Genomic DNA, 14,701 nt, shown 5'->3' with positions numbered 1-14,701 from the left:
GGATATGACCCGGCAAGCCGGGTCATAGTGAATGAATTGCGCAAGCGCAATTCGAATTCCGGCGCAAGCGCCGGAATGGAATTCCGTAAACGGAATTCCGGAAGGGAATGCAATTCGCGCAAGCGCTCATTGCGGGCACCCGCGCAAGCGCGGTTGCCTGGGCTGGCAGCAAGGGGAGGTGCATCACGTGCGGACCTGTGTAGGGCTTGGGGTTCCTGGCCACCACCCCCGCAACAGATGTGACGGGCCGTCGGACTGTCCGGGTGCCGGCCTCACCGCAGTGACGGGTTCCGCTGCGCTCCACCCTGACCACTCCCCCACCCTCAAACTGCCCAGTCGCACTCACCAACACCCCCTCAGCATACAGGACAACCGGCCGCTGCGGGGTAAGATTCGGCCATGTATCACCCTGGGGTTGAAAGTTGGCGTGCGGGTGATGCATCACGGGTCGTGCCTGTGTAGTGTTTGGGTTCAGACACCACAACCTCGGGCCACACCATCGCGCCGGGACCTTCCATTCCTATTACGCGCGACATTCCGCGAAAAGGAGAACACGGGAAATGGCCGTTAAGTTGCGTGACCACCAGATCGAAGCCGTGGCCGCCATTGTGCGGGGCTTCGATATCCCGCCGGGCGGTATCCCCGTGAATGGCCTGCGCGGGCAGGTGCACGCCGCGTGTGGCACGGGAAAGACCATCATTGCGGCGGCTTCGGCAAAGCGCATTGTGCCCAAGGGCCGCATTCTCGTCCTGGTGCCGACGCTGGACCTTCTGACCCAGACGGTGCAGGCGTGGCGTGAGGCCGGGCACGCGGGGCCGGCGGTTGCGGTGTGCAGCCTGACCGACGACCCGGAGCTGTGGAACCTCAAGGTGCGCTCCACCACGAACCCGGTGCAGCTGGCTCTGTGGCACAGTGCCGGGCCGGTCACCATCTTCGGGACGTACGCCTCGCTGGGGGTCCTGGCGGAGGCGTTCGAGGGCGCCTACGGGCAGCAGCTGGTCCCGATGGACCTGACGGTGGTCGATGAGGCCCACAGGACGTCGGGCTCGATGGGTAAGGCGTGGGCGGACGTCCACAACCAGGGCGTCATCCCGTCGCACCGGCGGCTGTACCTAACGGCCACGCCGCGGATCTGGGAGGAGCGGGCGAACCGCGACGTTGCGGAGGGGGTACGTGACCCGCTGCCGCGCGAGATGGCGGCCTCCATGGATGACGAGAGGGTCTTCGGGCCGGTCCTGTACAAGCTCTCGTTGGCGTCGGCGGTGTCGCGGAAGCTGCTTGCGCGGTACCAGATCATCGTCCTGGAGCTCCAGGACCCGGTCGTCACGCCCGAGCGGCTGATGGGCGAGGAGCGGCACAGCGAGAAGGTCCGCGGTGAGCGGCTCGGGGCACTCCAAGCCGCGCTCCTGCACACGATGGCGCAGCACAACCTGTCGACCTGCATCACCTTCCACCACCGGACGATAGAGGCACAGGCGTACGCGGAGGGCCTGGAGCGCGTGGCGGCGAAGCTGCACGCTGACCAGCCCGAGAAGTACCCGGCGAGGATCTGGGCGGACTGGCTGTGCGGCGAGCACGTCCCCGAGCGCCGGCGGGGAGTCCTGGGCGGCTTCGGGTCCACCGCGCTGCGGGCCGTGCTCTCGAACTGCCGGGTCCTGGGCGAGGGCGTCGACATCCGGGCGGTGGACTCGGTGGCCCTCCTGGACCCCAAGGGCGCCCCGCACGACATCGTCCAGGCGATCGGCCGGGCGCTCCGTCAAAAGCCCGGACAGGGGAAAGTCGCGTCTCTGATCGTGCCGGTATTTCTCCAGCCCGGAGAAAAGCCGGAAGACATGTTCACCTCCGGATCGTATAAGCCTCTGGTGAAGGTATTGGAGGGTCTGCGCGCTCACGACGAAGAGGCAATCGAATTGCTCGCGATTCCGCAGGAGCCTCAGAAGGACGTCGCGCAGCCGTCCGAGTACATCGGTCCGCCGCCCGAGGAAGGCGAGGACGAATCCCGTCTGCTGCTGCGTTTTGCCGCTCCCCGTGACCCGTCGATGGTCGCGGACTGGATTTCCTTCAACGTGATCGACACGGAGCGCCAGGACTGGGGTCGCGGCTGGGCGGCGCTCAAGAAGTTCGCGGATCGTGAGCTTCACGCCCGGGTTCCGTACGGGCACAAGGAGGGCGCGTACCCGCTGGGGCAGTGGGTCGCGGAGCAGCGACGGGCGTACGGGGCAGGGCAGATGACCGGCCTGCGCGCCCAGCGGCTGGAGAAGCTCGGCATGGTCTGGAGCCTGACGGACGAACGCTTCCAGGAGAACCTGGAGGCCGCCAAGGCGTACTACGACCAGCACTGGACTCTTTGCGCTCCGAGGTCCGCCGTGGCCCTGGACAGGCCGGTGGGGCAGTGGCTGTCCAACTTGCGCCGGGCCGGTGCGCTGGAGGGGCATCCCGAGTGGGAGGTGGCGTTGCGCGAGGTTGACGAGGACTGGAATCCGTCCTGGCCGCCGGAGTGGCAGAGGCATTACGCCGTGGTGCGGGAGATGCTCGCGGAGGAGAGCATCCTCGCGTACATCGAGCCCGGGGTGACCGTGCACGGGATGGACCTCGGGAAGTGGCTGGCCAAGCAGCGGACACCGAAGGTCTGGGCTGCTCTGAGCCCCGGGCAGCGTGAGCGCCTGGAGGCCATCGGCGTCGTGCCGTTGGCGGCGGAGCTCGAAGCGCCGGCGAAGCCGTCCCCGAAGCCTGTGAGCGCCTTCGAGAAGGGTGTAGCGGCCCTGACGCAATACAAGGCACGTACGGGCTCTGTGAAGGTCCCCAGGGCCCACGTAGAGCGACTTGAGGACGGGAGCGAGGTGAAGCTCGGGGTATTTCTCAGTAACAGCAAGAGCCGCCGGGACAAGCTGACCGCCGACAAGTTGGCCGCGCTGGCCAGTCTCGGGCTCAACTGGGCAGCGTAGAGCTGGGTGTAGGCGGCCGCTGTCGGCCGCCTACACCCACTCGCTGTACTACCAGGGCAGCAGGTCCTGCAGGTTCGTCCCTGTCAGGTGCGACACCAAACAGATGGCGCCGGCCTTGCCAAGCGTCGAACCGAAGCTTTTGATGGCCTGTTTGCTGGAGAGCTGAGCCATCTTCCAGGCTCCAGCGCGCAGTCGGACAAGGGCAAGGCGGCGCCTTCGGGTGAGAAAGGTTATCCGGCCAAGTGCCGGAACGGATGAATCCGCCGGAAGCGCGATGGGGCCAGGGAGGGTCTTTCGAATGTGCTGGGACTGCTCGCTCACGATTCAACCTTCTGCAAAGGCGGTCGAACCGGGCGACAGGGCTCAGTCCGACCACGGCTGGTGGTCTGACTGAGGTCCTGTCGACGCCAGGGACTCTCAGGGTCGGGACTCGGTCCCGAGCAGCACAAAGAAGCGAAAAGGGGCGTATAGGCAGTACGTCACGGTCCGTTGCCGCCTTGTCCCCACAGCGTCGATGTGGGTCTCGGTTGGCCGACCGCACCTGCTTTATCGGGTTGTATCCCGACCGCGCGAGGAAGCGAGCCTGCAGGGGCGTAGGAAGACCAGGCCGCCTGTGAGGCAAACTGAATCATAACAGAAATGGTTCTCAAGTTCATTTGCTGCAGGGGTGGTTGCAGACCTGCGACGAGGACCCCGGGCGCAGGTCTGCCCGGGGTCCTTCGCTGTCCGGAACCGGCGGCACTGCTCCCAGGCCCCCCACGCACACCGGGGTGCGATGCCCGGGGGTTCTGATCTGCGGCATCGCACTGGCGTGCGTGTAGGCCCTGGGGTCTTCGGGGTGCTCCCCCGGCGAACTACGTGGCAGGCCGGGGCTGGTCGGGGCGTCAGGGGGTAGGTCCTGGTTCCCGGCAGGGAGAGCCGAACCATCTGACTTGGCTCGTGACGGACTTTGAAGATGCAGCCACCGTGCAATCTGTCCGTCGCGGTTGCCGGGCGCGGCAGGCCGGGATGCCCCGACCATCTGACTTGGTTTGTGACGGACTTTGAAGATCGCGGCGTGTCCGGCTCTCCCGGGTCGGTCGGCTCGGGATGATCAGCGCATGAACGTCGAGTTGTCCGGAGTGCAGTGGGACGAGTTGTGGCTGCCGTTGCGGCCGTACGCGACGAACTGGCTGCAGGAGGGGATCCGGCGTGAGCGGCGGCCGGTGGCGATGACCCGTCGGTACGTGGAGGCGAACCCGTCGGCGATGAGCAATCTCCTTGTCGTGGATGTGGACCACTCGGATGCGGTGCTGCGGGCGGTGTCGTCGGTGGGGTCGCATCCGCTGCCCAACGCGGTCGTGGAGAACCCGGTGAATGGGCATGCTCATGCGGTGTGGGCCCTGGCGGAGGCGGTGACGCGGACCGAGTACGCCCGGCGCAAGCCACTGGCCTACGCCGCCGCCGTCACCGAGGGCCTGCGCCGTGCGCTGGACGGCGATGCGGCGTACTCGGGGCTGATGACGAAGAACCCGCTGCACACGGACTGGAGCACCGAGTGGCTCCACGGCGGACTTCACACGCTCGGCGGCCTGGAGGAGGCGCTGAGCGGCCATATGCCGCCCGTGCGCTGGCGGGAGACCAAGCGGTTTCGCACCAACATCACAGGGCTGGGGCGTAACTGCTCGATCTTCGAGACGGCCCGGACCTGGGCGTACCGCGAGGTGCGCCACCACTTCGGCAGCCCCGACACCTTCCACACCGCCATCCACGCCGAAGTCCATACCCGCAACGCCGAATTCGCGGAGCCGCTGCCAGCCGTGGAGGCGCGTGCGATCGCCAACAGCATCCACCGGTGGATCACGACGCGGTCGAGGATGTGGAAGGACGGTGCGGCGGTCTACGAGGCCACCTTCGTCGCCATCCAGTCCGCCCGCGGCAAGAAGAGCGGTCAGGCGCGCGCTGCACGCCGGGACGAGCGCACCGAAGCCATGCTCGAGTACATGAGGGGGAAGCCGTGACGCAGGAGCCCAGGCGTGAACGTCGCACCGCGACCGCCCGTGAGCTCGCGGACCGGTTCGGAGTGTCCGAGCGGACGGTGCAGCGCATGATCGCCGAGGAACGCACGGCGTACGAGGGCCGCTCCCGGCAGCGGCGGGACGAGATCGTCGAACTGCACCGGCAGGGGCTGAAGGGTTACGAGATCGCGCGCGAGCTGAATGTTTCTGCCGGTCTGGTGTCCGTCCGGCTCAAGGAGGCCCGCTCGGCCGGTGTCGATCTCACCCGCTACGCCGCTGCCGGTGAAACCCAGGATCAGGGCCGGGCGTAGCGGGCCGGCCGGATCAACTCTCGGTGCGTTCCTTCTGGATCTTCTGCATCGTGCGGGCCGTGTCGATCTGCGCGCGGATCATCGTGTCGAGCAGGGCTTCCGGGTCGCCGTCGGGGCCGGCGGTCGCGGCCAGCAGCGAGGCGATTTGGCTGGCGAGGACGGTGACCACGTCGGCCGTCCCCACCGGGCCGCGGACCTCGATCAGTTTTGCGCACGGCGTCGTCGATGCGGTCCATGGCCTCCTCGCCCTGGAGGAGCAGCCCGAGCCGGTCGGCGAGGAACATGCGGACGACCGCCACACCGTCGGCCAGGGCGGTGTCCACGTTGAAGTCGGCGCGGGCCTTCTCCGACTCCTTGAGCACGGCCGGGATCGTGTACGTCCGCTGCTCCGGGATGAGGCCCTCCTTTCGCCACTTCGCGTACGGGATGGGGCCGACGGCGTCACGGCGTGCACGGTGTTCGTCGGTCGGTCGGCCGCCCACGGTGCGGCAGGCCCGCCCTGCGGCTGCCTTGCAGGTCGGGCATTCGACACGACGCTTCCACGACGAGCGCACGAGATCCATCTCGGCATCCGAGCGGAGGTTTCGTCGCCACTCGCCGCCCCACGGGATGCTGTCCGATCCGTTCTCCACGCCCATGGCTCCCTGGGTCCGGTGTGTGTGCCGTCCTCGGTGCCGTGATGATGACCGTACCTGCGCTACGGTCCGCCTGGCTTGTCGACGCAGGACTGCTGCTCGATCTCTGAGGGGGTAGGCCTGGATTCTTCGCGGACTTCGGAGGGCAGGTTCACATCGAAATCCCTGCCCCATGTGGCGCCGCGCACGTACTTTAAGAGGACCTCCTTGAGCTTTTCACAGTCCTCACGGTGGCCCTTCTTCATGGCGATGCCGTACTTGTTGGGCTGGCCGATCTTCAGGTCTTTCACGACAGCAAGTTCGGGATACTCCTGCGCGAACCCGTAGAGAATCAACCGGTCGGCGGAGACGGCATCGAAGACTCCACCTTTCAGCCCTTTGATGCACTCATCCGCGTTCGCTGTCACGATGAGACTGATGTCTTTATACGCAGGCGTTGCCAGGAGGTCCTTAGAAGTGGTGCCTTCCCAGACACAGACGCTCTTTTTGTTTAGATCCTTTATTTTCTCGTATCTTCCGCTGTCTCCCTTCCGCACGAGCATGCCCTGATGGGTGGAAGCGTAAGGGCCCACGAAGTCGAGCCCGCCCCCACCCCCGGCCTTCGACTGCGGCTTCATCCTGTCCGCAGTGATCGAGAAGGTGGACGCGACCATTTCGACATAGCCCTTCTGTAAGGCTGAGACCCGGTCCCGGGGCAGAATGACTCGAAAATTCGTATTCTCGGCTCCTACGCCTTGGAGTACATTCTTGATGACCGTGACGTCGAACCCTTCGACGGTGCCGTCGTGACGCGAGAAGCTCATGCCCGGCAGATCGGTGCTGACCCCGATCGTCAGGGGTTCTCTTCCCTCTGCATAGTAGGAGTCTTCACGTTCACGGAGGTCGAGAGCGAACCAGGTAATTCCGGCCAGCATCATCAAGCACACGGCAGCCGCAGGCAGTACCAGCTGCTTGCGCCGTCGGCGGACGGCTTGGACGCCGACCTCCAGGAATTCGCTCTGCGCGGAGGTGGGATGGGTGCCTCGATTGGGATTGCCCGCCCACTCGCGGGCAAGACTGAGGCGGGACCCGCGATACAGCTGGGAGGGGCTTCTGCCGTTCCGGTCCCAGGCGCTGGCATCCTCGGCGAGCTGTTGGTGGATTTTCAACCCGGTCCGGTCGTCGTCGATCCACTGCCGCAACCGTGGCCAGGAGTGGAGCAACGCCTCGTGGGCGATCTCGACGGCCTCCCTCTCCACAGCGACCATCCGCACGCGAACAAAGTCTTCCAAGACCCTGGCCGAAACGTCCGGATCGGGCATGGTCTGGAGGAGCCGCGTACGGCTTACCCGACGACGGGTGTCCTGCGTGCCTTCACCGACATGGACCAGATGCAGCATCAGCGACCGGGCCATCTGCTGTTCGGCGAGGTCGAACTCGCTGTAGACCGACTCGGCAGTACTGTCGATCGCGCTCCGGACGCCACCTGCGGCCACGTATCCGGCCACAGTCAGCGTGCGGTCCTCCCGGTGATGCCAAGTGGCGCGCAGGGCGTGCGCGAGCAGCGGCAGGGCCTCCGGGTCGTGGCCCTGCTCCGGGCGGTCGGCGCCGAGATCGCGCAGCAGGACCTCGACCAGCCCCGGCTGGAGGGCGAGTCCGGTGAGCTCGGCGGGCTGCTCAACGGCCTCGCGCAGTTCGTGAGCATCCATAGGCCCGATGAAGACCGGGGTGTTGTACAGAGAGGGCCGCAGCTCGGGAAAGGCCGCACAGTGGTCCCGGAAGTCCGACCGCAGGCCCAGGATCACCAGCGCGGGCGGTTCACCGTCACCACCGAAACCGTCGGTACCAGCACCACCACCAGCAGCCGCACACAGCGCACGGATGAACGCCCGCCGCTCCTCCTCATAAGCACACTGCGTGAACGTCTCCTCGAACTGGTCCACCACCAGCACCAGCCGTGCCCCGGTGACCGTCGTCCGGCCCGCCCGGGCCCGCAGCATCTCCCGGACAGCAGCGGCGAGATGGACCGGATCGCGCTCCAGCTCCTCCCGCAAGGCCCGCCACGAGCCGCCGGTGAGCCGTGCCAGGCGGCGGGCCAGTTCGGTCAGTGGGTGCCTGGTGGGGGTGATCAGCAGATGCGGCCACGTCCTGGATCCGGGCATCGACAGCTTCCCCTTGCCCAGCGCGGGAAGCAGGCCCGCACCCAGCAGGGAGGACTTTCCGGCCCCGGACGGTCCCACCACTACCAGCGGGTCGGTCGCGTCCATCCGGCCGGTCAGCTTTTCGGCCAGCTCGGCGATCATGCGGTCCCGGCCGAAGAACCACTGCGCCTGGCCGGGCCCGAATGCGGCCAGGCCCGGGTAGGGGCACGTCTTCGGTGTCCCGTCGTCGAGGACCGGCAAGGGTGCCTGTGGTGCGGGTGCCTGGGGCTGCGCCCGGTAGGCCGGGTTCGGGCACAGCACCATGTCGTCGATCCACTCGCTGGCATGGCGCCGGGGACGGGGAAAGCCCCGTGCGGGCAGCGTGCGGTCGAGGTACAGGTGGGCCTGACGCAACGTCAGCTGCGAGGGGCCTTCCGGGTCACCCTCGGCGAGGAGGCGGATCAGTTCGCCGGTGAAGGCGGTGTGCGGGGCCCCCGGCGTGGCCAGCGCCAGCTCGTCCCGTGCCGCCGCGGCCAGGACGTACCCACCGTGCACGCGGGCGAGGTCCACCGCATGGTCGTCGGCGCTGCCAAGGACCCCCACCGCCCGGCCGGAGAAGCAGCAGTCGAGCACGACGACGATCGAGCGGGCCGGGGTCTGCAACAGGGAACCGCGGAGCGCCGTGTAGGCGAGCGCGGTGTAGGCCACCCAGCCAGGGCGTGAGTTGGTGGCGACCGTGGCCAGATAGAGCTCACCGGCGGGGTTCACCAGGCCGTGCCCCACGTAATAGACCAGCAGCACACCCTCGGCGCGCTCGGCCTCCTGGGCGATCGCGACGCCCAACTCGGTCGGGTTCGCCGGGTCGCGGATCACGCGCAGGTTGTCCTCGGCGAGCCCGCACCGCTCGACCAGTACCTGTCCCAGGTCAGCCAGAGTGCCCGTCACCGCCGGAACCGGCAGCAGGCCGGAGTCCTCACTGTGGGTGCCGGTGCCGATCAGCAGCACCCGTGTTCCGGGCGCGCTCAGCCTGGTCATCAGAGTTACCGGCCGGACGGTGCGGCCGGGTCGTCCCTGCCGGTTGGGGAATCATCGCCCGCCGGATCGCCCGAACCGCCCCCGCCGGCCCCGGAACCGTCGTCCAGCATGCGGGCCAGCTCGCCGACCAGCTCCCGCACCTCCGCCATGTCTGAGCCGCGCACCCGCTGGGCCGAGACCTCCATGTTGGTCCCGTCCGGCTTCGTCAGCTTGCACACCACTTCGCCCGTACGGTGTCGCATCCAGGCGACGGCAGCGCTGGCCAGCACCGCCGTGACTCCGCCCGGGGCCAGCACGACCGTTAGCGTCTCCGCGACCGTGCCGAGCGCGCCGGGTGGCGGGGGCGCCTGCACCAGTCGCACCCGCCCGCGCAGCTCGTCCTCGGCAGACAGCCACTCGTGCAGGGAACGCAATTCGTCCGATGCTCCCGGCCCCGCCAGTTCAACTGTCACACTCATCCGTGCCTCCGTACGGTCATAACGTGTGCCGGCTCCGGCTCACGGTCGAAACTCTGGTCAACTGCCGCCCTGTAGGGAACTTCTGACAGTAGTGGAAGTCCTTTGACCGCCCGGGTGCTTCCTTCCGATCGGCGGCCAGGCGTACGCGTCCGATGCTCCCGGGTCCTTCAGCCCTGGGCAGGAAACCGTGCGAGACCCGCGTCCCGTGCTGGCCAGCACGGGAAGGAAAGCATGAGCGACTGGATGCCGTGGAACTCGATTGCGATCTGTGGCTCCTTCTCGGTTGAATCGGAACTTAGCGGACAGGTCCGGCAATCTCTGGGAATTGACCGACAGCAAGGTCTGATCTGCTATCCGACCCGAGGAGCCTTCTGTGAACACACCATCGGTGCGGCCTCGCTGGGAGGACCTGCCGAATGATGTACGGGCCAACGTGCAGGCACGACTTGGTTCGCCGGTAGTCGAAGTCAGTCATCCCGAAGGCGGTTTCACCCCTGGGGTTGCCGTACGGCTGACGTGCGCCGACCGCAATGAGGTATTCCTCAAGGCCGCGGATCTGGCGCTGCCGATGGCGTCCCACTACCGAGCCGAGGCGGTCGTCGGGGAGCACCTTCCTTCCGCGATCGCGCCCAAGTTGTGGTGGTCGCTGGAGTCGCACGGCTGGATCGTCAACGCCTTCGAGGCGGTCCTGGGCGGGGAGCCCGATCTGCGGCCCGGGTCCGCGGACCTGCCCGGCGTTTTGGACGTGGTCGGGTCGCTGGAGCGGGAGTTGACCCCGTGTCCGGCCCCCGTGGGTGAGGCCGGGGAGATCTTGTCGCTGCTGGCAGGTCACTGGGAGCGGCTCGCTGCTGCCCCTGCCGGCCCGGATGTCTGGACTACTGCGCGTCGCGCGTGGGTGACGGAGATGGACGACCGGGACCTGCTGGTGAAGGCCGCTGCGGGAGACACCTTGGTGCATTGCGATCTGCGGGCGGACAACATGCTGGTGGATACCGGGCGGGTGCGGGTCCTGGACTGGTCCTGGGCGGCTCGTGGTGCAGCGTGGGTGGATGCGGCGTTCTTCGTCCCTCAGCTGATCCTCGCCGGTCACAGCCCGGCCAAAGCGGAGGCAGAGCTCGGAGCGCGGGTACCGGCGTGGCGGGTGGCAGATCCGAAAGCCGTGAGCATGTTCGCGGTGGCGATCACCGGCTACTGGTCCTGGCACCAGGTGCACGGCCCCGGTGGCGGACTGGGTGCGTACCGGGGCCGGGCGGCGGAGGCCGGCAGGCGGTGGATCGACTACCGGCTCAGCTGACGCCTCGGAGCGTCGGGGACTTGGTGGTCGGTCAGGCCGCGGGTGAGGACGGACAGCAGGTGCGGGGCCACGAGGTACCCGAGGTAGTCCTTCCCCGTGCGGCCGTCGGGTGCCTGCCACAGCGCCGCCCACGCCTCCTGAAGGGTCGGCGGGCCGTCGTGAGCGGTCAGGGACTGGGCGAGGGCGGCCGCGGAGCGTTCGGCACACCGGACCTGCTGGTGATAGGCGGTGATGTTCCCGCCGAGGAAGACGTGGGGGCTGGTGAGCACGTTGAAGACCAGACGCAGTCGGAAGGCGTCGGTGCTCAGGAACCAGGTCTCGCGGACCGTCGGAGGCGGAGTGCCCCAACTGGGTCTGAATCCGGCGAGGGCGGCGGCCTGGTCGACCTGGTCGCCGGTGGCGTACAGCTTCACTGGGTAGGGGACTTCCTCGTCCAGGTCCAGGCCGTGCCGGTGGTGCAGCGCCACGACCGCAGCAGTGAGCGCGCTCAGGGCGGCGTCGTCCAGCGGGTGGTCGCCGGTGTAGAGGAGGTCGAGGTCGGAGGTCGGCTGGTGGGTGCCGGTCGCGTGGGATCCGTAGGCGAGTACGTAGCCGCCGGCGTCGGACAGCAGGCCGGCGGCCTCCAGCAGGATCGTGAGTGCCGGGGCGGGGATCACCGGGATGCCTCCTGACCAAGGCGGGTGACGTAGTCCAGGACGTCACGCATGTGGGTGGCGGTGATGCGCGGGTTGATGGACATGAACCGCAGCGGGGCAAGGACGGCTCCGCGCCGGATGTGGCCCTGGTCGTCGGGGAGAGTGAACTGGTGCAGGTGCCAGCGCCCTTCGTCCATCAGGCGGCGGTGGATGGCCCGGTTCACCGCATTGAGGCGCTCCACCTGCGCCTCGGTTGCGGTGCCGGGGTGGGTGCCGGGCGGCAGGTAGCAGAACGCCACCGCGCACAGATCCGGCTCGTGCAGCCTCATCAGCCGCGGGTGAGCGTCCACGAGCGTCGCGAACGCCTCCGTGCGGTCCAGGCGCTCATCCATCATCCGGGCCAGTCCCTGCCGGCCCTGGGAGCGCAGTGCGGCCCAGGCGCGCAGGCTGGTCCATTCCTTCGTGCCGAGCTGCGGGGTGACCTGTCCGAAGGCGTAGTCCTCTTGCATGATCAGGTCGGAGTAGGAGGAGACCATGCGCAGGGCGGCCGGGTCGCGGACGAGGAGTGCGGATGTGGCGTAGGGGACGTTGAGGACTTTGTGGGGGTCAACGGTGATGGAGTCGAACGCTTCGATGCCGTCAAGGAGGTGGTGGCGGCGTGGGGTGAGTGCGGCCATCAGGCCCCAGCAGGCATCTGCGTGCAGCCACACCGATGGGTCTGCTGTTCGGACGGTGTCGTGGACGGCTCGCAGGTGGTCGATCGTCTGGGTGCGTGAGTCCCCGGCGTAGGCGACGACGGCCATCAGGCGGCCGGCGTTCTCTTTGACGGCCTGGGCGAGGGCGGTCAGGTCGTAGCGGAAGTGGTCGGTGTCGACCTCGATGAGGTGGGTGCCGCAGCCGGTCCAGGCGGCGGCGCTCTTGACGCTGTAGTGGCCGACCCCGCGGGGCACCACGAGCCCGAAGCGCTCCGGGTCACGCACGCCGTCGGTCAAGGTGCCGGGAACCGTGTGCTCGCGGGCGAGCATCATCGCGGTGGTGTTGCTGCCGGTGCCGCCGTAGGTCGTGATCCCTCCGGCCTCCCACACCGACGTCACTTCGCAGGCCGGCACTGTGGGGTAGCGGATCAGCTCGCGCAGCCATCGGATCACGGCGATCTCCGCCATGGTGCCGGACGGGGAGCAGAACGACTGGTTGATCAGGTTCTGCTGGGCCAGAAGCGCGAAGATGCCGGCGACGAGGGAAGCAGGGTCGGCGCCGGTATCGCCGAAGCCCATGAAGCGGGGGCTGTTCATGTTCACGCAGTACGGCAGCAGCCGCTTGGAGATGTCCTCCCAGACGGCCTGCGCGGTGGCCGGCTGCTCGGGCAGGTCTTCCAGCAGCAGATCACGCAGCGCGTGCGGGGTCGCCCTGCGGGCGAAGACGTCTTCGCTGTCCTTGAAGGCCAGGGACTGGGCGATCACCTCCTGGAGCAACGGGGTGAGTGCGGTGAGCGGACTCGAGGGCGGGGTCGACGGCATCTCTTCCTCCAGCAGCAGGTCAGAGAGGAACCAGGTGGCCAGCCCCTCGCCCGGGTAAGGCAGCGGGCGGCCTGTGCTCCAGCTTCACGCCGGGCCTGGTGGGCCGTCATTGAGGCGCTCGCGGCCCGTCATTGCGGGTCGTCCGCAATACGGCGCCCTCCCGTGCGGGGCTGCGGGTCGGTAGCGTGGACAGGCTGACTCGCCATTCGTACGGGGGTACGCCCATGGCCACAGTGACCCGCTCGAGACGCTCCCAGATTCAGCGTGAAGCCGCCCAGATCCGTATGCGCGGACAGCGCCGGCAGCACGACACCGCCCACATCGCCGCCACCATCCAGGACGCGCTGGGCGAGGTGAACGCGCTGGAGGCATGGCGGTTCGCCCTGGGATGGTCCCGTTCCCAGACCGTCGCCCAGGTCGCCGGGCTCTACCGCGCGGACGGGCTCCTCCCGCCGGGGCTCTCCGAGCCGATGCTGTGCCGGTGGGAACACGACGGGGCGGAGCGGCCGGGCCCGGAGTACACGGTGATGCTGTGCCGGGCCTATGGCGCCAGCCCCGAGCAACTCGGTCTGGTCCGCGGACTCGCGCCGCACACGGATGCCCTCTTCGGCCGGGCGGTGATCCGGTACGGTCGGCCCGAGATGACCGCGTACCCGAAGGGTTCGTGGGAAGGGATGGAGCCGATGACTACCGCAGCCGGTCTGCCCGCTGTCCGAGAATCACTCCATCTCACCCTGCTCGCCGACCCACAGGGCAGCGTCGGCATGGCTGAGCTGGTCGAAGCGGCCGTCGAGCACTACGCGCTGAACTACTCCAAGCACCCGCCGCAGATCCTGTTCGACGAAGTACGCCAGGTCCGCCAGCTCCTCACCCCGGTCCTCCAGACCGGCTCCGGCACCTCGTACGGGGTCGATGTCCAGCGGCAGGTCGGCTGGCTCTCGGCACTCCTGGGAAACCTGGCCTTCCACCTGGACGATCTGACCGGAGCCCGTACCCATCTGTCCGCGGCCGCGGCCTGGGGTGAACGGACCGGCGATGTCCGTCTGGCCGCGTGGGCGTGGGGCGCGCACAGCATGGTCGCCCGCACCACCGGCCGCTACGACACCGCTCTCGCCCACGCGGAACGCGGCGCCCGCCTCGCCCCGGCCGGCCTGGTCCGGGCGCAGCTGCATGCCTGGGCGCTGCTGCCGGCGCTTGCCCGCCTGCAACGCACCGATGACGCTGACCAGACTCTACGTACAGCTTTGTCGGAGCTGGAGGCCGACCCGTCAGGGACCGCGCCGGGCAGGTTCGGGTTCGACGAACCCGAACTCGCCCTCCACCAGGCCGAAGCCCACCTCGCTCTGGGACGTCACCAGCAGGCCCGAGCTCGCGCCGAAGTATCCGCAGCATCGTGCCCGGACGGCACGGGTGGCTGGACGGCCGCCACCCTCGTCCTCGCCCAGACCGAAGCGGCCGACTCCCCGCAGGACGCTGTCCAACGTGCCCTGCACGTCCTGGACCACGTCCCCGCCGCCCGGCTCCGCTCCACCGCCCGCACCCGCCTCCACGACCTCGCCACCGCGCTGCCCTCCGGGCCCGGAGCCGAACTCACCGAACGACTCCGCACCCTCCCCACCGCGATCGACCACCACGGACACGCACTCTGAAACGGAGCGTCCAGCAGCAAGAGCCGCCGAGCCGCTGCCCTCCGGCAAGCTCGCCGTGCCGGCGCGCTCGGGCTCTGCTGAGCGGCTTGACGTCGCCTTCTCCGG

The 14,701-nt window shown here is 68.3% G+C and carries 11 protein-coding genes and 1 pseudogene; 5 read left to right on the top strand and 7 right to left on the bottom strand.

Going from position 1 to position 14,701, the window contains the following annotated elements; all coding sequences use genetic code 11:
- Positions 1–560: 560 nt before the first annotated feature.
- Entirely contained in the window at positions 561–2,945 is a 2,385-nt protein-coding gene (locus IG90_RS0133050; protein WP_030593047.1) for a DEAD/DEAH box helicase, read from the top strand.
- 48 nt (positions 2,946–2,993) lie between these two features.
- Here the strand turns inward: IG90_RS0133050 and IG90_RS44495 are convergent, their stop codons facing one another.
- Positions 2,994–3,266, bottom strand: a complete 273-nt coding sequence (locus IG90_RS44495) for a hypothetical protein (protein ID WP_157846375.1) — start codon at positions 3,264–3,266, stop codon at positions 2,994–2,996.
- 779 nt (positions 3,267–4,045) lie between these two features.
- Between IG90_RS44495 and IG90_RS0133040 the strand changes: the two genes are divergently transcribed.
- Both IG90_RS0133040 and IG90_RS0133035 read left to right on the top strand, forming a co-directional pair.
- Positions 4,046–4,945 carry a replication initiation protein gene (locus IG90_RS0133040; protein WP_030593044.1) on the top strand — a complete coding sequence of 300 codons (900 nt, stop codon included), beginning with the start codon at positions 4,046–4,048 and terminating at the stop codon, positions 4,943–4,945.
- Positions 4,942–5,253, top strand: a complete 312-nt coding sequence (locus IG90_RS0133035; protein WP_051860362.1) for an HTH domain-containing protein — start codon at positions 4,942–4,944, stop codon at positions 5,251–5,253. The genes IG90_RS0133040 and IG90_RS0133035 overlap by 4 nt, the downstream gene beginning before the upstream one ends.
- A 13-nt stretch (positions 5,254–5,266) precedes the next feature.
- Here IG90_RS0133035 and IG90_RS46370 read toward each other — a convergent pair whose 3' ends face one another.
- From IG90_RS46370 to IG90_RS0133020, 4 genes and pseudogenes are all read right to left on the bottom strand, one after another.
- Entirely contained in the window at positions 5,267–5,437 is a 171-nt protein-coding gene (locus IG90_RS46370; RefSeq protein ID WP_233436149.1) for a hypothetical protein, read from the bottom strand.
- Positions 5,438–5,720: 283 nt separating this feature from the next.
- Positions 5,721–5,816: pseudogene (locus IG90_RS47195) on the bottom strand (zinc finger domain-containing protein); the annotation flags it as partial.
- Positions 5,817–5,950: 134 nt separating this feature from the next.
- A complete protein-coding gene (locus IG90_RS0133025; RefSeq protein ID WP_078585496.1) occupies positions 5,951–9,043 on the bottom strand; it encodes a caspase, EACC1-associated type in 3,093 nt (1,030 codons plus the stop codon).
- Positions 9,044–9,048: 5 nt separating this feature from the next.
- Positions 9,049–9,501: an effector-associated constant component EACC1 gene (locus tag IG90_RS0133020; protein WP_051860360.1), complete on the bottom strand. Its 453-nt coding sequence runs from the start codon at positions 9,499–9,501 to the stop codon at positions 9,049–9,051.
- A gap of 373 nt (positions 9,502–9,874) precedes the next feature.
- On the opposite strand from IG90_RS0133020, the gene IG90_RS40920 reads away from it, so the two are divergent.
- Positions 9,875–10,795 carry a phosphotransferase gene (locus IG90_RS40920; RefSeq protein WP_157846374.1) on the top strand — a complete coding sequence of 307 codons (921 nt, stop codon included), beginning with the start codon at positions 9,875–9,877 and terminating at the stop codon, positions 10,793–10,795.
- Here IG90_RS40920 and IG90_RS0133010 read toward each other — a convergent pair.
- Both IG90_RS0133010 and IG90_RS0133005 read right to left on the bottom strand, forming a co-directional pair.
- Positions 10,780–11,451, bottom strand: a complete 672-nt coding sequence (locus IG90_RS0133010; RefSeq protein ID WP_030593033.1) for a nucleotidyltransferase domain-containing protein — start codon at positions 11,449–11,451, stop codon at positions 10,780–10,782. The genes IG90_RS40920 and IG90_RS0133010 overlap by 16 nt on opposite strands.
- Positions 11,448–12,947 carry a pyridoxal phosphate-dependent decarboxylase family protein gene (locus IG90_RS0133005; RefSeq protein ID WP_078585495.1) on the bottom strand — a complete coding sequence of 500 codons (1,500 nt, stop codon included), beginning with the start codon at positions 12,945–12,947 and terminating at the stop codon, positions 11,448–11,450. The genes IG90_RS0133010 and IG90_RS0133005 overlap by 4 nt, the downstream gene beginning before the upstream one ends.
- Before the next feature lie 224 nt (positions 12,948–13,171).
- On the opposite strand from IG90_RS0133005, the gene IG90_RS0133000 reads away from it, so the two are divergent.
- The gene (locus IG90_RS0133000; RefSeq protein WP_030593028.1) at positions 13,172–14,596 is read left to right on the top strand and encodes an NsdA family TPR-like regulatory protein; all 1,425 of its coding nucleotides are present in this window, start codon (positions 13,172–13,174) and stop codon (positions 14,594–14,596) included.
- The last annotated feature ends 105 nt before the right edge of the window (positions 14,597–14,701 follow it).

This window comes from Streptomyces anulatus (genome assembly GCF_000721175.1).
In the GTDB taxonomy this organism is placed as follows: domain Bacteria; phylum Actinomycetota; class Actinomycetes; order Streptomycetales; family Streptomycetaceae; genus Streptomyces; species Streptomyces anulatus_C.
Note: the sequence above shows the minus strand (reverse complement) of the source record. Positions and strands in the feature narration are given on the sequence as shown.